General features: G+C 70.9%; 26 protein-coding genes and 1 tRNA gene. 18 read left to right on the forward strand and 9 right to left on the reverse strand.

What is annotated here, in order from left to right:
• Positions 1–28 precede the first annotated feature (28 nt).
• Positions 29–883 (forward strand): acyl-CoA thioesterase domain-containing protein, encoded by an 855-nt coding sequence (locus tag ACFUUZ_RS07800; RefSeq protein ID WP_378693682.1) that lies wholly within the window; start codon positions 29–31, stop codon positions 881–883.
• Between the two features lie 4 nt (positions 884–887).
• On the opposite strand, the gene ACFUUZ_RS07805 is transcribed toward ACFUUZ_RS07800, so the two are convergent.
• Both ACFUUZ_RS07805 and ACFUUZ_RS07810 read right to left on the reverse strand, forming a co-directional pair.
• Positions 888–1,991: an acyl-CoA dehydrogenase family protein gene (locus tag ACFUUZ_RS07805; RefSeq protein WP_378693684.1), complete on the reverse strand. Its 1,104-nt coding sequence runs from the start codon at positions 1,989–1,991 to the stop codon at positions 888–890.
• Between the two features lie 25 nt (positions 1,992–2,016).
• Positions 2,017–3,210, reverse strand: a complete 1,194-nt coding sequence (locus ACFUUZ_RS07810; protein ID WP_378693685.1) for an acyl-CoA dehydrogenase family protein — start codon at positions 3,208–3,210, stop codon at positions 2,017–2,019.
• A gap of 166 nt (positions 3,211–3,376) precedes the next feature.
• Between ACFUUZ_RS07810 and ACFUUZ_RS07815 the strand changes: the two genes are divergently transcribed.
• The 12 genes from ACFUUZ_RS07815 (at position 3,377) to ACFUUZ_RS07870 (ending at position 15,078) form a co-directional block, all read left to right on the forward strand.
• Positions 3,377–3,565 (forward strand): ferredoxin, encoded by a 189-nt coding sequence (locus ACFUUZ_RS07815; RefSeq protein ID WP_378693687.1) that lies wholly within the window; start codon positions 3,377–3,379, stop codon positions 3,563–3,565.
• A 43-nt stretch (positions 3,566–3,608) separates the two neighbouring features.
• Positions 3,609–4,514 (forward strand): 3-oxoacyl-ACP reductase, encoded by a 906-nt coding sequence (locus tag ACFUUZ_RS07820; RefSeq protein ID WP_378693689.1) that lies wholly within the window; start codon positions 3,609–3,611, stop codon positions 4,512–4,514.
• Positions 4,515–4,765: 251 nt separating this feature from the next.
• On the forward strand, positions 4,766–5,530 hold the full coding sequence (locus tag ACFUUZ_RS07825; protein WP_378693691.1) for an MlaE family ABC transporter permease: 765 nt from the start codon (positions 4,766–4,768) through the stop codon (positions 5,528–5,530).
• A 4-nt stretch (positions 5,531–5,534) separates the two neighbouring features.
• A complete protein-coding gene (locus ACFUUZ_RS07830) occupies positions 5,535–6,386 on the forward strand; it encodes an MlaE family ABC transporter permease (RefSeq protein ID WP_378693693.1) in 852 nt (283 codons plus the stop codon).
• Between the two features lie 92 nt (positions 6,387–6,478).
• Positions 6,479–7,612: an MCE family protein gene (locus ACFUUZ_RS07835; RefSeq protein WP_378693920.1), complete on the forward strand. Its 1,134-nt coding sequence runs from the start codon at positions 6,479–6,481 to the stop codon at positions 7,610–7,612.
• Complete coding sequence (locus tag ACFUUZ_RS07840; protein ID WP_378693695.1) at positions 7,609–8,640, forward strand: MCE family protein; 1,032 nt, start codon at positions 7,609–7,611, stop codon at positions 8,638–8,640. The genes ACFUUZ_RS07835 and ACFUUZ_RS07840 overlap by 4 nt, the downstream gene beginning before the upstream one ends.
• The gene (locus tag ACFUUZ_RS07845) at positions 8,637–9,701 is read left to right on the forward strand and encodes an MCE family protein (RefSeq protein WP_378693697.1); all 1,065 of its coding nucleotides are present in this window, start codon (positions 8,637–8,639) and stop codon (positions 9,699–9,701) included. Before ACFUUZ_RS07840 ends, ACFUUZ_RS07845 begins: the two co-directional genes overlap by 4 nt.
• Positions 9,698–10,972 carry an MCE family protein gene (locus ACFUUZ_RS07850; RefSeq protein ID WP_378693698.1) on the forward strand — a complete coding sequence of 425 codons (1,275 nt, stop codon included), beginning with the start codon at positions 9,698–9,700 and terminating at the stop codon, positions 10,970–10,972. The genes ACFUUZ_RS07845 and ACFUUZ_RS07850 overlap by 4 nt, the downstream gene beginning before the upstream one ends.
• Positions 10,969–12,195 carry an MCE family protein gene (locus ACFUUZ_RS07855; protein ID WP_378693700.1) on the forward strand — a complete coding sequence of 409 codons (1,227 nt, stop codon included), beginning with the start codon at positions 10,969–10,971 and terminating at the stop codon, positions 12,193–12,195. The genes ACFUUZ_RS07850 and ACFUUZ_RS07855 overlap by 4 nt, the downstream gene beginning before the upstream one ends.
• Positions 12,192–13,598 carry an MCE family protein gene (locus ACFUUZ_RS07860; protein ID WP_378693702.1) on the forward strand — a complete coding sequence of 469 codons (1,407 nt, stop codon included), beginning with the start codon at positions 12,192–12,194 and terminating at the stop codon, positions 13,596–13,598. Before ACFUUZ_RS07855 ends, ACFUUZ_RS07860 begins: the two co-directional genes overlap by 4 nt.
• A 299-nt stretch (positions 13,599–13,897) precedes the next feature.
• Entirely contained in the window at positions 13,898–14,593 is a 696-nt protein-coding gene (locus ACFUUZ_RS07865; RefSeq protein WP_378693704.1) for a hypothetical protein, read from the forward strand.
• On the forward strand, positions 14,590–15,078 hold the full coding sequence (locus ACFUUZ_RS07870) for a h domain protein (protein ID WP_378693706.1): 489 nt from the start codon (positions 14,590–14,592) through the stop codon (positions 15,076–15,078). The genes ACFUUZ_RS07865 and ACFUUZ_RS07870 overlap by 4 nt, the downstream gene beginning before the upstream one ends.
• Here the strand turns inward: ACFUUZ_RS07870 and ACFUUZ_RS07875 are convergent.
• The 4 genes from ACFUUZ_RS07875 to ACFUUZ_RS07890 all read right to left on the reverse strand — a co-directional run bounded on the left by ACFUUZ_RS07875 (position 15,065) and on the right by ACFUUZ_RS07890 (position 19,181).
• On the reverse strand, positions 15,065–16,453 hold the full coding sequence (locus tag ACFUUZ_RS07875; RefSeq protein WP_378693922.1) for a sensor histidine kinase: 1,389 nt from the start codon (positions 16,451–16,453) through the stop codon (positions 15,065–15,067). The two genes, ACFUUZ_RS07870 and ACFUUZ_RS07875, sit on opposite strands and share 14 nt — an antisense overlap.
• Before the next feature lie 59 nt (positions 16,454–16,512).
• Positions 16,513–17,235: a response regulator transcription factor gene (locus ACFUUZ_RS07880; RefSeq protein WP_378693707.1), complete on the reverse strand. Its 723-nt coding sequence runs from the start codon at positions 17,233–17,235 to the stop codon at positions 16,513–16,515.
• A 69-nt stretch (positions 17,236–17,304) separates the two neighbouring features.
• The gene (locus ACFUUZ_RS07885; RefSeq protein WP_378693924.1) at positions 17,305–18,888 is read right to left on the reverse strand and encodes a trehalose-6-phosphate synthase; all 1,584 of its coding nucleotides are present in this window, start codon (positions 18,886–18,888) and stop codon (positions 17,305–17,307) included.
• Between the two features lie 122 nt (positions 18,889–19,010).
• A complete protein-coding gene (locus tag ACFUUZ_RS07890; RefSeq protein ID WP_378693709.1) occupies positions 19,011–19,181 on the reverse strand; it encodes a hypothetical protein in 171 nt (56 codons plus the stop codon).
• 216 nt (positions 19,182–19,397) lie between these two features.
• On the opposite strand from ACFUUZ_RS07890, the gene ACFUUZ_RS07895 reads away from it, so the two are divergent.
• The 3 genes from ACFUUZ_RS07895 to ACFUUZ_RS07905 all read left to right on the forward strand — a co-directional run bounded on the left by ACFUUZ_RS07895 (position 19,398) and on the right by ACFUUZ_RS07905 (position 20,764).
• Complete coding sequence (locus tag ACFUUZ_RS07895; protein ID WP_378693711.1) at positions 19,398–20,231, forward strand: alpha/beta fold hydrolase; 834 nt, start codon at positions 19,398–19,400, stop codon at positions 20,229–20,231.
• Between the two features lie 115 nt (positions 20,232–20,346).
• Positions 20,347–20,589 (forward strand): MbtH family protein, encoded by a 243-nt coding sequence (locus ACFUUZ_RS07900; protein WP_011207082.1) that lies wholly within the window; start codon positions 20,347–20,349, stop codon positions 20,587–20,589.
• Between the two features lie 103 nt (positions 20,590–20,692).
• A tRNA-Thr gene (locus ACFUUZ_RS07905) sits at positions 20,693–20,764 on the forward strand.
• A gap of 6 nt (positions 20,765–20,770) precedes the next feature.
• Here the strand turns inward: ACFUUZ_RS07905 and ACFUUZ_RS07910 are convergent.
• From ACFUUZ_RS07910 to ACFUUZ_RS07920, 3 genes are all read right to left on the reverse strand, one after another.
• Complete coding sequence (locus tag ACFUUZ_RS07910) at positions 20,771–20,947, reverse strand: VOC family protein (protein ID WP_378693714.1); 177 nt, start codon at positions 20,945–20,947, stop codon at positions 20,771–20,773.
• A 118-nt stretch (positions 20,948–21,065) separates the two neighbouring features.
• Positions 21,066–21,350 carry a hypothetical protein gene (locus ACFUUZ_RS07915; RefSeq protein ID WP_378693715.1) on the reverse strand — a complete coding sequence of 95 codons (285 nt, stop codon included), beginning with the start codon at positions 21,348–21,350 and terminating at the stop codon, positions 21,066–21,068.
• A 41-nt stretch (positions 21,351–21,391) separates the two neighbouring features.
• A complete protein-coding gene (locus ACFUUZ_RS07920; RefSeq protein WP_378693717.1) occupies positions 21,392–22,003 on the reverse strand; it encodes a TetR/AcrR family transcriptional regulator in 612 nt (203 codons plus the stop codon).
• A 98-nt stretch (positions 22,004–22,101) separates the two neighbouring features.
• Here ACFUUZ_RS07920 and ACFUUZ_RS07925 point away from each other — a divergent pair, with 98 nt between their 5' ends.
• Both ACFUUZ_RS07925 and ACFUUZ_RS07930 read left to right on the forward strand, forming a co-directional pair.
• Positions 22,102–22,995, forward strand: coding sequence for a metal-dependent hydrolase (locus tag ACFUUZ_RS07925; RefSeq protein ID WP_378693719.1), 894 nt, complete (start codon positions 22,102–22,104; stop codon positions 22,993–22,995).
• Positions 22,992–24,017, forward strand: coding sequence for a PDR/VanB family oxidoreductase (locus ACFUUZ_RS07930; protein ID WP_378693721.1), 1,026 nt, complete (start codon positions 22,992–22,994; stop codon positions 24,015–24,017). The genes ACFUUZ_RS07925 and ACFUUZ_RS07930 overlap by 4 nt, the downstream gene beginning before the upstream one ends.
• Positions 24,018–24,023: the final 6 nt, after the last annotated feature.

Genomic DNA, 24,023 nt, shown 5'->3' on the forward strand with positions numbered 1-24,023 from the left:
GGCCCGTCGTCTGTGTGTGGAGGGTGAGATGAGTCTTCCGTGGGCGTTCTTCGAGCGCACCGCCGAGCAGGGGTTCACGCCGCTGGCCATGGCGGCCAGCGCGTGGTCGCCGGACATGGTGAACGGGCCCGCGCTCTGCGGGCTGCTCGCCGAGTGTCTGGACCGGGAGTACGGCTCGCCGGAGTTCGTGCCCGCCCGGCTCACCGTCGACCTCTTCCGCCCGACCCTGCGCAAGCCGCTCGAGGTCGCGACCGAGGCGGCGCGCACCGGGCGGCGGATCGTGGTCGCCGACGCCGAGCTGCGGCAGGACGGGAACGTCGTCGCCAGGGCGAGCGCGGTCTTCCTGCGCCGCTCCGAGCAGCCGCCGGGCGCGCTCTGGACCCGCGCCGAGCAGCCCGCGCCGCCGCCCGCCGCGCTGCGCTCCGGGACCGCGACGCACATCTGGGGCAGCGACGCGCACCCCGCCGGGTGGAGCTCGCAGCTCGGCGACCACCAGAACGACAGCCGCAAGCGCTGCTGGCAGGAGCCGGTCCCGGTGCTGCTCGACGAGCCCACCGGGCCGTTCGCGGCCGCCGCGGTGATCGGCGAGTCCACCAGCCTCATGACGAACTGGGGGAGCGAAGGGGTCGGGTTCATCAACGGTGACCTGACGCTCGCGCTCGCCCGCCTGCCGCGCGGGACCTCGCTCGGGGTCGAGGCGGACAATCACATCGCGGTCGATGGAGTCTCGGTCGGCACCGCCACGCTCTTCGACGCCGACGGCGTCTTCGGCAGCTGCATCGTCACCGCCGTCGCCAACCCCGCCGCGCAGGTCGACTTCTCCCGCGACAACGAGGCCGTCGACGCCCGGCGCCGGGCCGCCGCCGAGCGCAGGGGAGCGTGATCTCCTAGACCGGGGCGATGTCCGCTCGGTCGGCGTAGAGCGCGCCGATGGCGCGGAGGTGGTCGGTGGCGCCGCCGAGGGCGAACTCGTTGTGCTTGGCGGCGATGAAGTAGCTCTGCACGATGTGGTCGCGGTCGATGCCGACGCCGCCGTGCACGTGCACCACGGTGTGCGCGACGCGGTGCCCGGCCTCGGCGGCCCAGAACTTGGCGGTGTGCACCGCGCCTGCCGCGTCCAGCCCCTCGGCGAGCTGCCAGGCCGCCTGGGTGACGGCGAGGCGCAGCCCCTGGACGTCGATGTAGGCGTCGGCGAGGCGCTGCGCGACGGCCTGGAAGCTGCCGACCGGCTTGCCGAACTGCTCGCGCTCGCGGGCGTACCCGGCGACCAGCTCCAGCGCCCGCTCCAGGGTGCCGAGCTGCAGCGCGGAGAGCCCCAGCCAGGCGCGCAGCCGCAGCCAGTCGAGCACCTGAGCGCCGTTCTCGACGGTCCCGACCAGCTCGGCGGGGGCGTCGGCCAGCGCGACCAGGTACTCGGGGCTGCGGTCGACCACCAGCTGCTCGGTGACGGTGACGCCGGGCCCGGCGGGGTCGACCAGCGCGACGGCGACCGCATCGCCGACGGCCACCGGCACCAGGATCCGCTCGGCCTGCGCCGCGAACGGCACCGTGATCAGCTCGCCGGTGACCGTCAGCGCGTCGCCGTCGGCGACCCCGGTGGCCGCGGGAACGCCACCCCAGTTCCGCTCCTCGGCCAGCGCGACGGTGAGCAGCGCCCGCCCGGCCAGCTCGCGCTGCGCCTCGGTGCCGAACTCGGCGAGCGCACCGGCCCCGAGCACCGCGGACCACAGGTAGGGCACCGCCGCCACGTGCTTGCCGAGCTCGCGCAGCACCGCGGTCTGCTCCAGCACGCCGAAGCCGTTGCCGCCCGCCGCCTCGGGCAGCGTCGCCGCCGGGACCCCGGCCTCGGTCAGCGCCGCCCAGAGCGGCTCGTCGAAGCGGACGGCGGCGGTGTCGAGCTCGCGCAGCCGGTCGGAGGTGACGAGCTTGCCGCACACCTCCGCGGTGAGCTTGCCCAGGTCCTGCTGCGCCTCGGTGGGGGTGAAATCCATGGTTTATCGACCTCTTCGGTGAAGTTCAGCGGGCGGCCGCGGGCTGGCGCAGCGCGGTCATGGCGATGATGTCGCGCTGGATCTCGTTGGTTCCGCCGCCGAAGGTGAGGATGAGCGCGGCCCGGTGCATCCGCTCCAGCCGCCCGCGCAGCACCGCGCCGGGGGAGTCCTGGCGCAGGTACGCCTGCGGGCCGAGCACCTCCATGAGCAGCCGGTACGCCTCGGTGGAGAGCTCGGTGCCGTACACCTTGCAGGCGGAGGCGTCCCACGGCCGCGGCGCGGCGTCGCCACCGGCGTCGGCCCGGCTGGAGATCTCCCAGTTCAGCAGCTTGAGGTGCTCGACCTTGGCGTGCACCCTGGCCAGGTTGAGCTGCACCCACTCCTGGTCGATCACCCGGCTGCCGTCCCGCGCCGTGGTCTCGCGCGCCCACTCGACGGTCTGCCGCAGCGCGAGCTGCAGCGCCGCGGCGGAGGTCAGCGCGACCCGCTCGTGGTTGAGCTGGTTGGTGACCAGCGACCAGCCGCCGTTCTCCGCGCCGACCAGGGAGGTCACCGGAACGCGGACGTCCTGGTAGTAGGTGGCGCTGGTGTCCGGGCCCGCCATGGTGTGCACCGGCGTCCAGGAGAAGCCCTCCGCGGTCGTCGGCACGATGAGCATCGAGATGCCCTTGTGCTTGCGGGCAGTCGGGTCGGTGCGCACGGCCAGCCAGATGTAGTCGGCGTAGGCGATCAGGCTGGTCCACATCTTCTGGCCGTTGATCACGTAGTCGTCGCCGTCGCGCACCGCGCTGGTGCGCAGCGAGGCCAGGTCGGTGCCTGCCCCCGGCTCGGAGTAGCCGATGGCGAAGTGCAGCTCGCCCGCGGCGATCTTGGGCAGGAAGAACTTCTTCTGCTCGTCGGTGCCGTAGTGCATGATCGTCGGCGCGACCGAGTTGATGGTCAGGAAGGGCACCGGTGCGCCCGCGATGGCGGCCTCGTCGGTGAAGATGAGCTGGTCCAGGATCGGCCGGTTCTGGCCGCCGAACTCCTCCGGCCAGCCGAGCGCGAGCCAGCCGTCCCTGCCCATCTCGGCGACGACCTCGCGGTAGACATTGCCCTGGCCGTACTCGCCGGTCTGCGCGCTCAGCGCCGCCCGGCGCTCGGGGGTGATCAGCTTCGCGAAGTAGGCGCGGAGCTCGGCGCGGAGTTGTTCCTGTTGCGGCGTGTACGCGATGCGCATCGGCAGAACCTCATACTCGGATCGGTCGAGGAGAGCCACTCGAGGGGCTTCGACGGGAATGGATTGTCCCGATCATTGCATATCGGCTGAAACATGTTCCAGTATTGGTCTACGACCCGGATCGGATCCGGCGCGTCGGCCTGCAGCCCCGGCAGAGGAGAACTCGATGAAGATCAATTTGGATACCGACCAGTGTGAAGCCAACGGTGTCTGCGTCGGAATCGCCCCCGACGTGTTCGAACTCGACGACGACGACTACCTGCACATCCACGGCGACGAGGTGGCCGATGGCGACCGGGCCGCCGTGCAGGAGGCGGTGGCGCAGTGCCCCAAGGCCGCGCTGCGGCTGTCGTGAGAATTGCTTGCGGTGAACTGGAACACGTTCTAAAGTCGGCGCCGTGAGCGAAGCAGAACCGATCCTGGCGGGGCGAGTTGCCATCGTGACCGGCGCGGGCGCCGGGCTCGGCAGGGCCGAGGCACTGGCCCTCGCCGCCGCGGGCGCTTCGGTCGTGGTCAACGACCTGAGCGAGAACGAGGCGGTCGCCGAGACGCTGGATGCCATCCGGGCGCTCGGCGTGAAGGCCGAGTTCGTGGCGGGCAGCATCGCCGAGCGGGACACCGCCGACGCGCTGATCGCCATTGCCGACGAGGCATTCGGCGGGCTGGACATCGTGGTCAACAATGCGGGGATCACCCGGGACCGCATGCTGTTCAACATGTCCGACGAGGAGTGGGACGCGGTGCTCGCGGTGCACCTGCGCGGGCACTTCCTGCTCACCCGCAACGCGGGCGCCTACTGGCGCGGCAAGTCCAAGGCGGCGGGCGCTCCGGTCTACGGCCGGATCGTGAACACCTCCTCCGAGGCCGGGCTGCTCGGCCCGGAGGGGCAGGCGAACTACGCCGCCGCCAAGGCGGGCATCACCGCGCTGACGCTCTCGGCATCGCGCGGCTTCGCCCGATTCGGGGTGCGCGCCAACGCCATCTGTCCGCGCGCCCGCACCGCCATGACCGCGGCGGTCTTCAGCGACGCGCCCGCCGACGGCGTGGATCCGCTGGCGCCGGAGCACGTGGCCCGGCTGGTGACCTACCTGGCCTCGCCCGCCGCGGAAGCGGTGAGCGGGCAGGTCTTCGTGGTGTACGGCCCGATGGTTGCGCTCATGGCGGCGCCCGAGGTCGAGCAGCGCTTCGACGCGGACGGCGCGGAGTGGTCCGACGCCGGACTGGCCGAGACACTCGGCGCCTACTTCGCCGACCGGCCTGCGGGGCGTACCTTCTCCGCCAAGTCACTGAACGACCTGGGCTGATAGCCGTACCTACATCGAACCGCGATCTGATCGGCCGTCCAGGACTGTTGATCGTCGCGGCCACGCAGGGTAGACATGGGGTTGCGCTGTGGGGTGCCTCACAGACACCTGTCCAACTCTGAATAGACACTCGTTACAATTCCAGTCCGGAAATAGAAGGAAATCAGCACTTCAAAGTGCTTAAATCCACATTATTCCGGGGTGAACATGTTCTAATCATGCGAAGCAGGGTCGAGCAAGGAGGATCGCCGATGAACCCCGTCCTTGCTGTGCCCCTCAGGGCCGTCGGGGGATTCTTCGAACTCACCGCGGACGTCGGGCGCGCAATGTTCCGCCGCCCGTTCCAGGCGCGCGAGTTCATCGACCAGTCCTGGTTCATCGCCAGGGTGTCGCTGGTGCCGACGCTGCTGGTCGCCATCCCGTTCACGGTGCTGGTCAGCTTCACGCTGAACATCCTGCTGCGCGAGATCGGCGCCGCCGACCTGAGTGGGGCCGGGGCCGCTTTCGGCTCGGTGACCCAGGTCGGGCCGATCGTCACGGTGCTCATCGTGGCGGGCGCGGGCGCCACCGCGATCTGCGCCGACCTCGGCGCCCGCACCATCCGCGAGGAGATCGACGCCATGCGGGTGCTCGGCATCGATCCGATTCAGCGCCTTGTGGTTCCGCGCGTGCTGGCCTCGATGTTCGTGGCGCTCATGCTGAACAGCCTGGTCTGCACGATCGGCATCGCGGGCGGCTTCCTCTTCTCGGTCTTCCTGCAGGACGTGAACCCCGGCGCCTTCGTCAACGGGATCACGCTCCTCACCCACCTGCCTGAGCTGATCATCTCGGAGATCAAGGCCGGGCTCTTCGGGCTGATCGCCGGGCTGGTCGCCTGCTACCTCGGGCTGAACGTCAAGGGCGGGCCGAAGAGCGTGGGCGACGCGGTGAATCAGACGGTGGTCTTCGCCTTCATGGCGCTGTTCGTGGTGAACGTGGTCGTGACCGCCGCAGGCATCAAGTTCACGGTGCGGTGACGCCATGGCCTTCGTGATCCAGTCCCGCTTCCCCCGCGCGGTCCGCAGGCTGCGCCGCAGCTCGGATTCGCTCGACGCGATCGGCAAGCAGGCCGTCTTCTACATGCAGGCGCTCGCCTCGGTGCCGCGCGCACTGGTGCACTACCGCACCGAGACCATCCGGCTGATCGCCGAGATCAGCATGGGCACCGGCGCGCTCGCGGTGATCGGCGGCACGGTGGTGATCGTCGGGTTCCTGACGCTCTTCGCGGGCGGCACCATCGCGGTGCAGGGTTACAGCTCGCTCGGCAATATCGGCGTCGAGGCGCTGACCGGCTTCTTCGCCGCCTTCATCAATGTGCGGATCGCGGCGCCGGTGATCTCCGGCATCGGCCTGGCCGCCACCATCGGGGCGGGCTCGACCGCGCAGCTCGGCGCCATGCGGGTGGCCGAGGAGATCGACGCGCTGGAATCCATGGCGATCCGGCCGGTGCCGTACCTGATCGGCACCAGGGTGCTGGCCGGGATGATCGCGATCATCCCGCTCTACGCGCTCGCGGTGATCGCCTCCTTCGTGGCCAGCCGCTTCGCCACCGTGGTCATCTACGGGCAGTCGGCGGGCGTCTACGACCACTACTTCTCCACGTTCCTGATCCCCAGCGACATTCTGTGGTCCTTCGCGCAGGCCATCTTCATGGCGCTCGCGATCATGCTGATCCACACCTACTACGGCTATACCGCGGCGGGCGGCCCGGTCGGCGTCGGCATCGCGGTCGGCAATGCCGTGCGCACCTCGCTGGTCGCGGTGGTCTCGGTGACGCTGCTGATCTCGCTGGCGATCTACGGAACCTCCGGCAACTTCCATCTCTCGGGGTGACGCGGACCATGACGACGCAGCAACGCGCGGCCGGGACGGGCCGTGGCGCCCGGTTCCGGGAGCGGTTCGGGCTCAAACTGGCCGGGCTGGCGATGGTGCTTGTGCTGGTGGCGGTGGCCGCGGTGGCGCTGACCATGTTCGTGGGCGGGTTCACCCCGGTCGCGGCGGTCACCGTCGAGGCGCCGCGCAGCGGGCTCGTGCTCGACCCGGACGCCAAGGTGCGGGTGCGCGGGGTGGAGATCGGCCGGGTCACCGGCGTCGACACCACCGGCGATGACGCCAGGATCGCGCTGGCGCTCGACCCGGACCAGCTGCACCTGGTGCCGTCGAACGCCCGCGTCGACATCCGCTCGACCACCGTCTTCGGTGCCAAGTACATCAACTTCGTGATCCCGGACGACCCGTCCAGCACCCCGCTGCGGGCGGGCGCGACGGTCTCCGCGGAGTCGGTGACGGTCGAGTTCGACACCATCTTCCAGCACCTCTCCCAGGTGCTGAACGACCTGCAGCCGGAGAAGCTGAACGCCACGCTGGCCGCGGTCGGCTCGGCGCTGGACGGCCGCGGCGAGGAGCTCGGCGAGCTGCTCAGCACCAGCGACGCCTACCTGCGCGAGATGAACCCGTACCTGCCGACGCTGCAGCGCGACCTCGACGCCACCGGCCAGGTCACGAACATCTACGCCGACGCCGCCCCCGACCTGCTCCGCACGATCGACAACCTGACCGTCACCAGCGGCACCATCGTCGAGCGGCAGCAGGACTTCGACGGGCTGCTGCTGAACCTGATCGGCATGGCCGACACCACCGGCGCGGTGCTGCGCGAGAACGAGACCCAGGTGATCACCGCCCTCGACCTGCTCGCACCGACCACCGGCCTGCTGAACGAGTACGCACCCGCGCTGTACTGCCTGGTCAACGGCTTGGCCACCGCGCTGCCGCTGGGCGAGGCGGTCTTCGGCGGCGGCCAGGAGGGAGTCGCGCTGAACACCAACTTCATGTACGGCGCCGAGCCGTACACCTACCCGCGCGACCTGCCCAAGGTGAACGCCACCGGTGGCCCGAGCTGCCGCGGCATCTCCGACCGCTACCCGGGCATGCACTCGGACTACACCGTCACCGACACCAGCGAGGGCTCGCCGTACACCCCGAGCACCACGCTCAGGCTGAACGGCCCCAAGGTGTTCGAGATCCTCTTCGCGGGGATGCCGGGGGTGGGACAGCCGTGAAACGCAGCAATGCCACCGCGATCAAACTCGGCATCTTCACCGTGGTGATGACGCTGATCTTCGCCGGGCTGGTCGTGGTCTTCAGCCAGATGCGGTTCTCCCGGGAGGACGGCTACCACGCCGTCTTCACCAGCTCGTCCGGCATGCTGCCGGGCGCCAAGGTGCGGATCGCAGGCGTCCCGGTCGGCTCGGTGACCTCGGTGGAGGTCGGCGACGACCACCGCGCGCACGTCGAGTTCGACGTCGACCGCCGGTTCCCGCTCTTCACCGGGACCAGGGCCGCCATCCGGTACGAGAACCTGGTCGGCGACCGCTACCTGGAGCTGCTGGAGGGGCCGGGCGCGGCCGAGGAGCTGCCGCCGGGCGGCACCATCCCGCTGGAGCGCACCGCCCCCGCGCTCGACCTGGACATGCTGCTCGGCGGCTTCAAGCCGCTGCTCCGCGGGCTGGACCCGGGCCAGGTGAACGACCTGACCAACGCGCTGCTGCAGATCTTCCAGGGCCAGGGCGGCACGCTGGTCTCGCTGCTGAACAGCGGCGGCTCGTTCTCCCGCACCCTGGCCGACCGGGACGCCCTGATCGGCAGCGTGATCACCAACCTGAACACCGTGCTCGCCACCATCGATGAGCGCGGCGACCAGTTCGAGACCACCATCGCCGAGCTGCAGCGGCTGGTCAGCGGGCTGGCCGCGGACCGCGACCCGATCGGCGCCGCGCTGCCCAGGATCGCGGGCGCCACCGGCGACCTCACCGACCTGCTCGCCCAGGCCCGCCCCGACCTGCGCGCCACCATCGCGCAGACCGACCGGCTGGCGACCAATCTGAACGCGGGCGAGGACACCGTGCAGTGGGTGCTGGACAAGCTGCCGGAGACCTACCGCAAGCTCATCCGGATCGGCTCCTACGGCTCCTTCCTGCAGCTCTACGTCTGCGAGACGAACATCGTGATGGACGGCCCGGACGGGCAGCCGATCCAGGTCAACCTGCCCGGTCCGCAGTCGAGTGGAAGGTGCGCTGACACCGAATGAGCGACCAGCGTTCCCCCACCATGACCATCGGCATCGTCGGCCTCGTACTCGCGGTCGCCGTCGCCCTGTCGGCGCTGCAGTTCGACCGGCTGCCCTTCATCCGCTCCGGCGCCACCTACACCGCCTTCTTCGGCGATGCGGGCGGGCTGGTCCCCGGCGACCCGGTGCAGGTGGCCGGGGTGCGGTCGGGCCGGGTCGAGGACGTGCGGCTGGACGGCGCCAAGGTGCTCGTCACCTTCAGCCTGAACGAGACGATCGTGCTCGGCGAGAAGACCGGCGCGGCGATCAAGACCAACACCGTGCTCGGCCGCAAGTCGCTCGAGGTGGTGCCGGACGGGCCGGGCACGCTGCGCGCCACCGATACCATCCCGCTGGAGCGGACCAACTCGCCGTACTCGCTGAACGAGGCGCTCGGCGACCTGGCGGGCACCGTGCAGGGGCTGGACATGCAGCGGGTGGACGAGACGCTGGACGCGCTCTCGGTCAGCTTCGCCGACACCCCAGCCCCGCTGCGCTCCGCGCTGGACGGCATCACCGCGCTCTCGCGCAGCATCAACACCCGCGACCAGGCGCTCACCGACCTGCTGGCCAGGGCGCAGCGGGTCACCGAGATCCTGGCCGAGCGCGGCACCCAGATCAACGCGCTGCTGCTGGACGGCAACGAGCTCCTCGGCGAGCTGGACCGCAGGCGCGCCGCGCTCAGCCAGCTCATCGTCTACGTGAACGGCCTGGCCGAGCAGCTGCGCGGGGTGATCGCCGACAACGAGGCCCAGCTGAACCCGGCGCTGCAGAAGCTGGACCAGGTGCTCGACCTGCTGACCAGGAACCGGGAGAACATCTCGCTGGCGCTGGACCGGCTCGGCCCGTTCTCCGCCGCGCTCGGCGAGCAGGTCGGCAGCGGCCCGTACTTCCAGGCGTACGTGGTGAACGCGACCAGCACCGGGCTGCAGATCCTGGTCGACTCGCTGGTCTGGCCGCAGCACCTGCCCGACTCGCTGCGCCAGTACCTCGCCGACCCACCGCCCTCGATCGGGCCCGCCGTTCAGGAGCCGCCGCGATGACCGTGCGGAACACCGTCAGCAGAATCCCGCGCCGGAGCCTCGCCATCGGGGCCGCGGTGCTGGTCGTCGCGTTGCTCGCGGTCGCAGGGTACTTCGGCCTGCGCAATATCGGCACCACGACGGTGACCGCCGAGTTCCCCTCCACCGCCGGGCTCTACGAGGGCGACGACATCCGAATCCTCGGGGTCAAGGTCGGGCGGATCGACGACATCGAGCCCGGCGACGACAAGGTCGCGGTGACCATGACGCTGAACCGCGGCGTCGACGTCCCGGCCGACGCGCGCGCCGTGCTCATCGCCCCCTCGCTGGTCTCCGCGCGCTTCATCCAGCTCGCCCCCGCCTACACCGGCGGCGCGAAGCTGGCCGACGGCGCCACCATCGGCATGGAGCGCACCGCGGTCCCGGTCGAGTGGGACGACATCAAGACCGAGCTCTCCAACCTGGCGACCGCGCTCGGCCCGGTCGGCGACGACGAGCAGGGCTCCTTCGGCCGCTTCGTGAACGTGGCCGCGGACAACCTGGACGGCAACGGCGACCGCTTCCGGGACACCCTGCGCGAACTCTCCGCCACCCTGACCACGCTCTCCGACGGCCGCACCGACCTCTTCGGCACCATTCGCAACCTGCAGAAGTTCGTCGAGGTGCTGAGCGCGAGCAACGAGCAGATCGTGCAGTTCGGCGGCAGGCTGGCCTCGGTCTCCTCGGTGCTGGCCGGGGTATCGGCCGAGCTCGGCGCCGGGCTGGACAACCTGGACCTCGCCATCGCGGACGTCAGCCGCTTCCTGAACGACAGCGGCACCCAGCTCACCGACAGCGTGCAGAAGCTGGCCCAGGCCACCCAGATCCTCGCCGACAAGCGGCCGGAGCTGGAGCAGGCGCTGCACTCCGGCCCCACCGCGCTGGTGAACTTCTACCAGCTCTACAAGCCCGCCCAGGGCACGCTGACCGGCGCCATCGCGCTCGCCAACCCGGGCAACCCGATGAGCTTCCTCTGCGGCTCGGTGCGCGCGCTGGAGAAGAACCAGTCCGACCGCAGCGCCGACCTCTGCAACGAGTTCCTCGCCCCGGTCATCCAGTCGCTCGGCATGAACTACCTGCCGATCATGACCAACCCGGCGACCGGCGTCACCGCCTTCCCGGACCAGCTCGTCTACAGCCCGCCGAGCCTGGCCGCCGAGGGGCCGCGGGATCAGCCGCCCGCGCCCGCGCAGGCACCGATCTCGGTGCCGCAGGGGCTGGCCGGGCTCGCCATTCCGGGAGGTGGGCGATGAACCGCCGATGTCTAGCCGTGCTCGCCACGGCCGCCGCCGTCGCGCTCGGCACCACCGGCTGCGAGTGGGACGGGCTGAACTCGCTGCCCATGCCCGGCGCCGAGGGCACCGACGCGGGCGCCTACGAGGTGCGCATCCAGATGCCGAATGTCACCACGCTGACCCGCAACTCGCCGGTCCGGGTGAACGACGTGACGGTCGGGACCGTCGCCGACATCGACGTCGAGGGGTGGCACGCGCTGGTCACCGTCTCGCTGGAGCAGGGCGTCCGGCTGCCTGCCAACGCCACCGCCGCCATCGGCCAGACCAGCCTGCTCGGCAGCAACCACGTCGAGCTGGCGCCGCCGAAGAACGTCGCCCCCGAGGGCGAGCTGCGCGACGGCGACACCATCCCACTGGACCGGGCCTCGGTGTACCCGACCACCGAGCAGGTGCTCTCCTCGCTCTCGGTGGTGCTCAACGGCGGCGGCATCTCCCAGCTGGAGAACATCACCCGCGAGCTGAACACCGCGCTCACCGGCCGCGAGGACGACGTCCGCGACCTGATCGTCCAGCTCAACGACCTCACCATCGGCCTGAACGGGCAGACCCAGAGCATCATCGACGCCATGGGCGGGCTGGACCGGCTCGGCGGGCAGCTGGTGGCGCAGCGCGACGTGCTCGCCGCCGCCATCACCGACATCCACCCCGCGCTCACCGTGCTCGCCGACCGGCAGGCCGAGATCACCAGGGCGATCACCGCGCTCGGCGAACTCAGCGACGTCACCGAGCGGATCATCGACGCCAGCGGCGACGACCTGAAGGCCAACCTCGCCGCGCTGCACCCGGTGCTGCAGACGCTCGCCGACACCGGGCACAACCTCACCGAGTCGCTCAAGATCATCGCGACCTTCCCGTTCCCGATGAAGAACCTGGACCGGGCGATCAAGGGCGACTACCTCAACCTCTTCATGACGCTCGACCTGCGTGCCGCGCGGCTGGACTCGAACTGGCTCACCGGCACCCCGCTCGGCGGCCGGTTCGGCGGGATCGAGGGCGTGCTCGGCACCATCGCGCCGGAGACCGCGAGCCAGCCGGGCAACCCCGCGCTCGGCCCGCTCGCCACCCCCGAGCAGGCGCCGGGCCCGAGCCCGACCATTCCCGGGCTGCCGCCGATCCCGGGGCTGCCCGCCATTCCCGGCCTCACCGTGCCGCTGCCCGGAGCAGGAGGTGCCGGGCAATGACGCTCACCCGCTTCGTCCGCATCCAGCTGGTCATCTTCGCGATCCTGACCGCGGTCGGGCTGATCATCATGGGCGGCACCTACGTCGGTGTGCCCGCCATGCTCGGCATCGGCCGCTACCAGGTCACCGTGGAGCTCGCCGCCACCGGCGGGCTCTACCCGAACGCCAATGTCGCCTACCGCGGCACCAATGTCGGGAAGGTCGAGGAGGTGAAGCTGACGCCCGCCGGGGTGGACGCCGTCATCTCCATCGACAGCGACCACAAGATCCCCGAGGACGTGGACGCCTGGGTGCGCAGCGTCTCCGCCATCGGCGAGCAGTACGTCGACCTCATCCCGGCCGAGAACCGCAGCGGCGACGGCGATCTGCGCGACGGCGACGTCATCCCGGTGGAGCGCACGAAGCTGCCGCAGGATGTCGGGTCGCTGCTCGACCAGACCGACCGGCTGCTCTCCAGCGTCGCCGACACCAGGCTGCGCCAGGTGATCGACGAGGCGTTCCGCGCCTTCAACGGCGCCGGGCCCGACCTGCAGCGCTTCATCGACTCGGCCGCGCTGCTGGTGCAGGAGGCGCAGGACAGCGTCGAGCCGACCAAGCAGCTGCTGGACCAGATCGGCCCCCTGCTCGACACCCAGGTGCAGTCGGACGCCAATATCCGCAGCTGGACCGCCGACCTCGCCACCGTCACCGACCAGCTGCGGGCGCACGACCCCGCGCTGCGCAATATCCTGAGCCAGGGCCCCGGCGCGATGCAGCAGGTCAGCGACCTGTTCGCGACGCTGCGGCCGACGCTGCCGCTGCTGCTCGCCAACCTGGTGAGCGTCGGGCAGGTCGGCACCATCTACCACGCCGGGCTGGAGCAGATCCTGGTCGTCTACCCGCCGCTGGTGGCGGCGCTGCTCACCGCGGTGCGCGGGCCGCTGGAGTACGGCGCGATGGTCGACTTCATGGTGACCGTCAACGACCCGCCGCCGTGCACCACCGGCTTCCTGCCCCCCGAGCAGCGGCGCGACCCCACCCTGCTCGACATCCCGGACACCCCGTCCGGGCTGTACTGCAAGGTGCCGCAGGACGCGGCCGAGGCGGTGCGCGGGATCAGGAACACGCCCTGCGCGGAGTTCCCGGACCGGCGCGCCCCCACCCCGGAGCTCTGCCGCACCGGCGACTACACCCCGCTCGGCAACAACCCGCCGTTCGGGCCGCCGCAGCCGGTCGCGCCCGCCGGGTACACCGGTGGCGGCGACGCCCCGACGGTCACCCCAGCCTCGGCCAGGGCCTACGACCCCGGGTCGGGGGTCTACCTGGGCCCCGACGGGCGTTCGTATCGGCAAGCCGACGTGGTCGACGGGTCGGGCACGGTACCGTCGAGCTGGCAGGCGATGCTGGAGGAGCAGCAACGATGAGCGAGATCAACGACGACAAGCCGCGTGCTCGTCGCCGGGCCATGCGCTCGGCGGGGCCGCCGCCCGCCGACGGCGGGGATATGTCGGGTGCCGCACCCGAAGGTGCCGGTTCCGCTGACGCGGTAGGGTCCGGCTCCGCCGCGGAGGTGAGTTCGCCCGCCGTCGACGCGGCGGCCAAGCCGGCTGCGGCTGCGTCCGATCCTGCGCCCGCGAAGGCACCTGCGGCCGCGTCGGGCACCGCGCCCGCCGAGGCGAAGTCCGCGGCTGCGACGGAAGCCGCGCCCGCCGAGGCGAAGCCTGTGGCTGGGGCTGAGAGCGCTTCCTCGGAGGCGAAGTCCGCCGGCGGGTCGAAGATCGCGCCGGTCGAGGCGAAGTCCGCGGCTGCGTCCGCCACCGCTGCGGAGTCCCCGCTCTCGGAGGCGAAGCCGAAGGCGGCGCCCGCGGCGGCGAAGGTCGCGCTCGACAAGGAGGGCGACGAGCTGCCCGCCGAGGAGCAGGCGGAGTCGGGGCGCTCGTGGAAGCGCGTCGCACTCTCCGCCGCCGCGGCGGTCGCCGCCATCGCCATCGTGGTGAGCGCGGTCCTCTCCACCCTCGCGGTCCGCGCCGACGACGCCAGGGACGAGCGCCGCAACGAGTACCTGCAAACCGCCCGCCAGACGGTCCTGAACCTGACCACGATCCGCGCCGACTCCGCCAAGGAGGACATCGACCGGATCCTCTCGGTGGCCTCCGGCGACTTCAAGACCGAGTTCGACGGCCGCGTCGACCCCTTCACCGACATCGTGCAGCAGGCCAAGGTCGTCTCCACCGGCGACATCGTCGAAGCCGCCCTCGAGCGCGACGACGAGAACTCCGCCCAGGTCCTGGTCGCCGCCAAGCAGACCCTGACCAACGCGGGCCAGGCCGAGCCGCAGACCCGCTACTACCGGTTCCGCGTCACCGTCACCCGCGGCGACGAGGGCCTCACCGCGTCGAAAGTGGAGTTCGTGGCATGAAGCTATCGCGAACCAAGATCCTCGCCGGTGCAGCGGCCGTCCTGCTGCTCGCCGCCGCCGTCCTGGCGGGCGTGAACGGCTACCGCCTGTGGGACGACAACCGCACCGAACAGGCCCGCACCGACGCCACCAGCACCGCGAGCCGCACCGTCGCCGCCATGTTCAGCTACGACTTCAACACCGTCGACACCGAGCTGCCCAAAGCCGCCGACAACCTCACCCCCGACTTCCGCGCCGACTACCTCACCCTGATCCAGGACGCCATCGCCCCCGGCGCCAAGGAGAAGCAGCTCAGCGTGCAGGCCGACACCCAGGCCGCAGGCATCGTCTCCGCCGACGCGAACAACGCCGTGGTCATGCTCTTCCTGAACCAGATCACCACCAGCAAGGACAGCCCCGACGGCACCACCAGCGGCAGCCGCGTCTCGGTCGAGCTGAACCGCGACGGCGACCGCTGGCTGGTCGCCGCCGTCACCCCGGTGTGACCTCCCGTGGCAGCCGCACGGTGAACGTGGTGCCCTGCCCCGGCGCACTCGCCACCCGCACCGCACCCCCGTGCGCCGTCACCAGCGCCCGCACGATCGACAGCCCGAGCCCGGTCCCGCCGCTGGCCCTGGCCCGCGAGGTGTCGGTGCGGTAGAAGCGCTCGAAGATCCGCTCCGCCTCCTCGGCTGGCAGCCCCGGCCCGGTGTCGGCCACCTCCAGCACGACCTCGTCCGCCGCGGGGGTGAGCCGCACGGTGACCGCGGTGCCCGCCGGGGTGTGCACGACGGCGTTGCTCAGCAGGTTGCTCAGCACCTGCCGCAGCCGGGTGTCGTCCCCGAGCACCTCCAGCGTCCCGGTGCCCGGCCGCACCTCCAGCTCGATGGTGTGCCCCGCCCCCGCGAGCACCCGCGCGCTGTGCACGGCATCGCTGGCCAGCGCGAGCAGGTCGACCGGCGCCAGGTCGAGCGGGCGGTCGGCGTCCATCCGAGCCAGCATGAGCAGGTCCTCGACCAGCAGCCCCATCCGCTGCGCCTCGCGCTCGATCCGGTCCATGAAGAGCGCGGGGTCGCTCGTCGCCCCCTGCCGGAACAGCTCGGCGAAGCCGCGGATGGTGGTGAGCGGGGTGCGCAGCTCGTGGCTTGCGTCGGCGACGAAGCGGCGCATCCGCTCCTCGGAGTGCCGCGCCGCCTCCTCGGACGCCGTGCGCGCCTCGAACGCGCGCTGGATCTGCGCCAGCATGCCGTTCAGCGAGCGCGAGAGCCTGCCCACCTCGGTCCTCGTGCTCTGCTGCGGCACCCGGCGGTGCAGGTCGCCCGCGGCGATGGCGGCGGCGGTGCGCTCGACGACGCGCAGCGGCCGCAGACTCCGGTTGATCACGAAGTACGCGGCGACCGCGAGCGCGACCAGCACCAGCACCCCGACCACCACCAGCAGCATGACCAGCTGGTCAACGGTGTCCCGGTTCTGGGTGAGCGGCGCGGCCACCGTGGTGGCGCCGTCGGGGGTGCGCAGGCTCAGCACCCGCCACTGCACATCGGGGTTGTCGGTGGAGTCGACGGTGACCGGCCGCCCGATCGGCGGCTCCGGCAGCGCGGGGGTGGCGTCGACGTTGAACGGGCGCAGTACCAGCCGCCCCGGGTCGTCGGGGCGCTCCACTTCGACGAAGAACGGGCTCGGCGGCTGCCTGCCGTCCGCGGGCAGCGGCCCGACCAGCCGGTCCGGCCTGGCCCACGACAGCGCGGCCTCGCGCAGCTGCTGGTCGGTGCGGTTCAGCAGCGAGCGCTCCAGCGCGGAGGTGACCAGCATGCCGGAGGCGATCAGCCCGGCGGCGCAGAGCAGCACCAGCGCCAACACCAGCCCGACGCGCAGCGGGATCGCCGACAGCCTGGCACCGAGCGCACCCCGGGCCTTCGCCACCGGTGCGGCGACCCGGTTCACCGCCCCGACCGGGCGCGCTGCGGTTCGCGCATCACATACCCCACCCCGCGCAGCGTGTGGATCAGCCGCTCACTGCCGGTGTCCACCTTCTTCCGCAGGTACGACACGTAGGTCTCGACCACCCCGACCTCGCCGCCGAAGTCGTAGCGCCACACGTGGTCCAGGATCCGCGGCTTCGAGAGCACCGTGCCCGCGTTGACCATGAAGTAGCGCAGCAGGGTGAACTCGGTGGGGGAGAGCGCGACCGGCTCGCCCGCCTTCCACACCTCGTGCGTGTCGTCGTCGAGCTCGATATCGGCGAAGCGCAGCCGCGAGCTCTCCTTCGGCGGCTCGCCGTGGCCGGTCCGGCGCAGCACGACGCGCAGCCGGGCCACCACCTCCTCCAGCGAGAACGGCTTGGTGATGTAGTCGTCGGCGCCGAGCGTGAGCCCGGCGACCTTGTCCTGCACCTCGTCGCGCGCGGTCAGGAAGAGCACCGGCGCGTCGATGCCGTCGGCCCTGAGCCTGCGGAGCAGTCCGAAACCGTCCATGCCCGGCATCATGACGTCGACGATCAGCGCCTGCGGCCGGAAGCTGCGGGCGCGGTCGAGCGCCTGCGCGCCGTCCGCGGCCGTCGCCACCGCGAAGCCCTGGAAGCGCAGGCTCACCGCCAGCAACTCCACGATCATGGGCTCGTCGTCCACGACGAGCACCCGCGCTTCGGCCGGTTCACCAGTCATGGACACCATCGTCGGACACCGTCCTCCGAACTGCCTGGACCTTTCCTGTGAAGTCGCTGTGCGGGCCGCTCAGTCCTCCGGGTCGCGGTCCACCTCGTCGTCCTCGTCGTCCACGCTGACCAGCGCGCTGCCCGCCACCTGGTCCTGCGCGAGCGCCTCGAGGAAGGCCCTGGCCCAGCGGTCGACGTCGTGCGCGAGTACCTGCCTGCGCAGCGCCCGCATCCGGCGGCGCCTGGTGTCCCGGTCGTCGTCCACCGCGGCGACGATGGCGTCCTTCACGCTGTCCAGGTCGTGCGGGTTGCACAGGTAGGACTGACGCAGCTCGGCCGCCGCGCCGGTGAACTCGCTGAGCACCAGCGTGCCGTTCAGCCCGCTGTGGCAGGCCACGTACTCCTTGGCCACCAGGTTCATGCCGTCGCGCAGCGGCGTCACCAGCATGACGTCGGCCGCGACGAAGAAGGCCAGCAGCTCGTCGCGCGGGATCGGCCGGTGCAGGTAGTGCACCACCGGGTAGCCGACCCTGGCGAACTCGCCGTTGATCCGGCCCACTTGGCGCTCGATGTCGCCGCGCATCTGGATGTAGCTGTCCACCCGCTCCCGGCTCGGCGTGGCGAGCTGCACCATGACCGTGTGCGTCGGGTCCACCCGGCCGTCGACCAGCAGCTCCTCCAGCGCGTTCAGCCGGATGTCGATGCCCTTGGTGTAATCCAGCCGGTCGACGCCGAGCAGGATGGTCTTCGGGCTGCCCAGCTCGGCCCGGATCTTGGCGGCCCGCTCGCGCACCGACCGGCGCCGGGAGAGCTCGTCCAGCTCGGCGGAGTTGATCGAGATCGGGAAGGCGCCGACCCGGACCGTCCGGAACCCGACCTGCACCACGCCGAGCTTGGAGCGCACGCCGATAGTGCCGCGCGAGGTGGGCTGCCCGGCGAGCCTGCGGGCCAGGTAGAGGAAGTTCTGCGCGCCGCCGGGCAGGTGGAAGCCGATCAGGTCGGCGCCGAGCAGCCCCTCCACGATCTCGGTGCGCCACGGCATCTGCATGAACAGCTCGACCGGCGGGAACGGGATGTGCAGGAAGAAGCCGATGGTCAGGTCCGGCCGGAGCATGCGCAGCATCTTCGGCACCAGCTGCAGCTGGTAGTCCTGCACCCAGACGGTCGCGTTCTCCGCCGCGACCTTGGCCGTCGCCTCCGCGAACCGGCGGTTGACCTCGACGTACGCGGCCCACCACGCCCGGTCGTACACCGGGCGGACGATGACGTCGTGGTAGAGCGGCCACAGCGTGGCGTTGGAGAAGCCCTCGTAGTAGTCGGCGACCTCGTCGGCGGAGAGCGGCACCGGGTGCAGCTCGAGGCCGTCCTCGATGATCGGGTCGAGCTCCACGTCCGGGATGCCCGCCCAGCCGACCCAGGCGCCCTTGTTGCTGCGCAGCACCGGCTCCAGCGCGGTGACCAGCCCGCCGGGGCTGCGCTTCCAGCGGCGGGTGCCGTCGGGCAGCCGCTCCAGGTCCACCGGCAACCGGTTGGCGACCACCACGAAGCCGGAGCCGCTGCCCTGCTCGGGCGCGTAGTCGGCGGCGGAGCCCGCGCGGCCGGATGGCTCCGGCCCTGACCCGGGCGAGACGGTGTCGGAGTCGTCGGACTGGTGGTCGTTCATGTGATCCACTCACGCATCCTTTGCGCGTCGAGGCCGCTGACGAGCGTCTGCCGCTGTGTGCTGTTGTGTCGTGTCGGTCCGGCCGGTCGACGGCGCCCTCGGCGTCGACCGCACCGGCGGGGCTACTCGGCGCGGACGCTCGGGCCGATGCCGAGCATCGACAGCAGCATCCGGCACTCGTCGGCGTCCGCGGCGTATGCCGCGACCACCCGCTGCGCCTGACGCGCGGTCTCGTCGGCCAATGGCTCGAGATCGTCGTCCGCGATGTCGTTCGCGCTGCCCTTCGCGGCCATCTGTCAGTCCTCCCGGCTAATACGCTGGTCTCTGCGAATAGTCAATGATATCCGGCGCCGGTGAGCGGGTACCCCGCGCCCGCGCTCCGCATGCCCCCCGGGCAGTACTAGTGCACACCCCCCGAGTTGTCCACAGCCCGGCCGGTGCCGTGCACACCGCCGCCCCGCTCCCTATACCGTGGACCACGAAGCACTCCCACGAAAGGACCGACGACGATGCCGCTGGCGACGGTGAACGGAATTTCGCTCAACTACCAGGTCAAGGGCGACCGCACCAGGGGCACCGAGGTCAAGGGCTCCGCGCCGCTGGTCGTCATGATCATGGGCACCGGCAGCCCCGGCCGGGTCTGGGAGCTGCACCAGGTGCCCGCCCTTGTCGCCGCGGGCTACCGCGTCTGCACCTTCGACAACCGCGGCATCGCCCCGTCCTCCGAGTCCGCGTCCGGCATCACCATCGAGCAGTTGGTCGCCGACACCGCCGGGCTGATCGAGCTGCTGGACGAGGGCCCCGCCCTCGTCGTCGGCACCTCCATGGGCGCCAGGGTCGCCCAGGAGCTGGCCCTCGCCCGCCCGGAGCTGGTCCGCAAGGCCGTGTTCATGGCGGGCCACGGCAGGCTCGACCAGTTCCAGAAGACGCTCTCGGCGGGCGAGCACGAGCTCGACGCGGGCGGCATCCGGCTCCCGGCCAAGTACGAGGCCGCGCTCACCGCCGTCATGAACCTCTCGCCCGCCACCATGGCCGACACCAACGCCGCCCGCGACTGGCTCGACCTCTTCGAGTTCACCGGCGGCCCGGTCACCCCCGGCATCAGGGCGCAGCGCAAGATGGACCACGACTTCGACCGGGTGCAGGCCTACCGGGGCATCACCGTCCCGTGCCTCGCGGTCGGTTTCGCCGACGACCGGATGATCCCGCCCTACCTGTCCCGCGAGGTCGCCGACGTCATCCCGAACGCCCGCTACCAGGAGGTTCCGGACGCCGGGCACTACGGTTACCTGGAGCGCCCGGAAGCGGTGAACAAGATCCTGCTGGATTTCTTCGCTGCCTGAGGTAACGCCCCGGCCGTAACATCCGGCTTGCTAGGGTCGAAACTACGCTCGGGGGCCATCGTGGTCGTTCCCGAGCCCGATCTCTGACCAACGCGCCAGTATCCAGTGAGGTGAAATGAGCACCAACCCCTTCGACGACGAAGACGGCCGCTTCTTCGTTCTGGTCAACGACGAGGAACAGCACTCCCTGTGGCCCGCCTTCGCGGAGGTCCCGGCCGGATGGCGAGTCGTTTTCGGCGAGGACAGCCGCGCCGCGTGCGTCGAGTACGTGGAGAAGAACTGGACCGACATGCGGCCCAAGAGCCTGCGTGACGCGATGGCCGCCGACGACGCGGCCCGCCAGGGCGCCCAGTCCTGACCCTCGTTCCGATACTGCGCCGGGACGATCGAACCCCTCACCGGGTGGCATGAAACGCTCGTGCCACCCGGTGCGGTGCCGTATATGATGGCACCGTTTTTCCGCCTCCTTAGCTCAGTGGTAGAGCACTCGCCTTGTAAGCGAAAGGTCGTCAGTTCAATCCTGACAGGGGGCTCTGTGGCTACTCGAACTGTTCGAAGGTGATTTCGTAGCCGTCCGGGTCGAGGCCGGAGAAGATGCGCGCCCAGACGACGTTCTCCCGCTCGCTGATGATCGGCAACCCTTCCGCCTGCCACAATTCGTAGGCGGCGTCCAGGTCGCGGACGCGGAGGCCGATCTCGAGCTGTTTGGCACCCATCACCCGGATGAGTCTGGCAGAAGGGGTCAGCCGAGGGCGACGGTGAGCGTGGTGGCGGCGAGGACCACGCAGGCGGGTGTCATGACGGCGCGTTCGGCTCGGCTTCGGGAGATGCCGTTCATCGCGGTGCCGAGCACGAAGTACGCGACCGGATCCAGGTCGCGACCTCGACGAACGGCGTCGTGCCGCCGGGGAGCACCCCGGCGCGGCTGAACAGCAGCGCGGCGAAACCCGCGTAGAGCACGATCGACAGCGCGCTGCCGATTCGCAGGTTGGGCGGGAGCACCTCGTGCTGCCCGCCCCAGACGAATCGGCCGACGGGGCGACCGGCGGCGGCGAGCGCCTGGAGCACCGCGATCCCGGCCAGTGTCAGCGCCGCGACGACCGCGGCGACGGTGCTCATCGCGCAGCCTCCGCGACGTACATCGTGATCGTCACTCCAGGTCAGCCCGCGATGATCGGGACCAGGTAGCGGCGGGCGAACTCCTCGAGGTCCGCCTGGGTCGAGAGGTCCCGGCTCCCGTGCGGGGCGAGGATCAGGGAATGCACGATGCGGCAGACGATTTCGGCGCGGGTGACGAGGTCGTCCGGCGAACTCAACAATCCGCGGTCGGCGGCGCGCTGGAGGGCGGCGGCGGTGGCGGCGATGGACATGGCGAAAGTCGTCGCGCCCTCGGAGGTCAGCTTCAGGACCACGCGCTCGGGTTCCAGGGAGAGCATGCGCTGGGCGAGGGGGTTGGTGCGCCAGCGGTCGATGACGGTGACGAAGATGTCGACGACCAGGTCGTCGACGGTGTCGTGGCGCTCGGCGATGTCGGCGATATCGGCCAGGACCGTGCCGACCTCGCGGCTGACGACGGCCTGGACCAGGTCGTCGCGGGAGCCCATGCGGCGGTAGACGGTGACCCGGTCGACCCCGGCTTCCCTGGCGACGTCCTCGATCGTCGTCTTCTTCACGCCGACGGCCTGGAAGCGGGTGAGCGCGGCATCGAGGATCCGTGCTTCGACGGTGTCGGAATCGGCACGGGTCACGGCGTTCTCGAGGGAGGCGGACACCCCTTCGACGCTAGCAGAACCGAACGGTGGTGCAACATTCTCCGTTGAATTGTTGCCGCAACATTGAAATGTACTTTGTTGCACTGTACGGTCGGACCATGGCTGACAACGCTGCTCCCGCGACGACGCGGACGCATGGTGCCGAGGCGCACGCGATCGAGGCCCGCGATGTGCGGTTCGACTTCGATTCGGTTCCACTGCACTACATCCCGGGTGAGGTCCTGGCCACCCACATCGTGAACGTCATGCACCTGGTGCTCCCGGAGGGGGAGCGGGCGATGGCGCAGGCGCTGAGCGAGGCCCTTCCCTACATCCGCGACCCGCGGCTGCGCGAGGAGGTGCAGGGCTTCGTCGGGCAGGAGACGACGCACGCCAACAGCCACGAGGCGGCGCGCAAGCACCTGCAGTCCATCGGGCTGGACGTGGAGTCCTACATCGGCAAGATCGCCTGGCTGGTCGACCGGCTGCTCGGCGACCACGGGCTGGACGGGCGCGCGAAAGAGGAGTGGCTCAAGGAGCGGCTCGGGCTCTTCGCCGGGATGGAGCACTACACCGCGGTGATCGGGGAGTGGCTGCTGAACGCCGACGTGCTGGCCGAGAAGGGGATGCACCCTGCCATGCTGGACCTTGTGCGCTGGCACGGCGCCGAGGAGGTCGAGCACCGCAGCGTGGTCTACGACGCGTACATGTACCTGGACGGCGGGTACGCCCGCAAGGCGCGCACCGCGGTGCTGGCCAGCGCGACGCTGCTGCCGCTCTTCATCGTCTCCACGGCGTACCTGTACCGGAAGGACCCGTCCAAGGACAAGGGCCGGTTCTGGGGGTCGCAGTTCATCGACGCGACGCTGCGCGGCGTGGTGCCGAGCTGGACCGTCTTCTTCTCCGAGCTGCCGCGCTACCTGCGCCCCGGTTTCCACCCGTCGCAGCTCGGGCCGATGGACAAGGCGCTGCGCTACCTGGCGCACTCGCCCGCGGCCAGGGCGCATTCATGACCGCCCCCGGCGCGCTGCGGCTGCTCGGCACCGCGATGGACCTCTACAAGCAGGTGTTCGTCGCGGGCGCGGTGGCACCGCTGCTCTCCAACCCGCAGCCGGTGCGGAACAGCGGTTTCGACCGGGACGTCGTGGTCGAGGCGGTGGAGCAGGTCGCGGTCGACGTGGTCGCGCTGACGCTGCGCGCCCCGGACGGCGGCGTGCTCCCGGCCTGGAAGCCGGGCGCGCACCTGGAGCTCTTCCTGCCGTCGGGCAGGCAGCGCCGCTACTCGCTCTGCGGCAACCCGCGCGACCGCTTCCGCTACCGGATCGCGGTGCGGCGCATCGCCGAGGGCGACGGTGGCTCGCGCGAGGTGCACGAGGTGCTGCGGGCGGGTGCGGCGGTGCGTATTCGTGGCCCGCGCAATGCCTTCGGGTTCGTCGAGGCGCCGTCGTACCTGTTCCTGGCGGGCGGGATCGGGATCACGCCGATCCTGCCCATGGTGCGGGCGGCCGGTGCCCGCGGGCAGCTGATCTACCTGGGCAGCAGCCGGGATCGGATGCCGTTCCTGGACGAGCTGCCCGGGGCCGAGGTCCGGCCGGACGACGAATACGGCCCGCCGGACCTGGCCGAGCTGCTGAAAAAGGCCGAGCCGGGCGCGGCGGTGTACGTCTGCGGGCCGCCCGGCATGCTGGCCGCCGCCCAGCGGCTGGCCTTCGACATCAACCCCACCGGCTCGCTGCACGCGGAGCGGTTCGCCCCGGCACCGGTCGAGGGCGGGCGGGAGTTCGACCTCACGCTGGCGCGCTCCGGCCGTACGGTGCGGGTGGGTGCCACCGAGACCGCGCTGGCCGCGATCCAGCGGGTGGCGCCGCAGGTGCCGTACTCGTGCAGGCAGGGCTTCTGCGGCAGCTGCGAGACCAGGGTGGTGGCCGGTGCCGTCGAGCACCGCGACCGGGTGCCCGCCGCGCTGGCCAGGCCCGACCGAATGCGCCCCTGTGTCTCGCGCGCCGCGGGCGACACCTTGGTGCTCGACTGCTGAGAGGAA

This window comes from Nocardia sp. NPDC057353, assembly GCF_042667085.1.
Taxonomy (GTDB): Bacteria; Actinomycetota; Actinomycetes; order Mycobacteriales; family Mycobacteriaceae; genus Nocardia.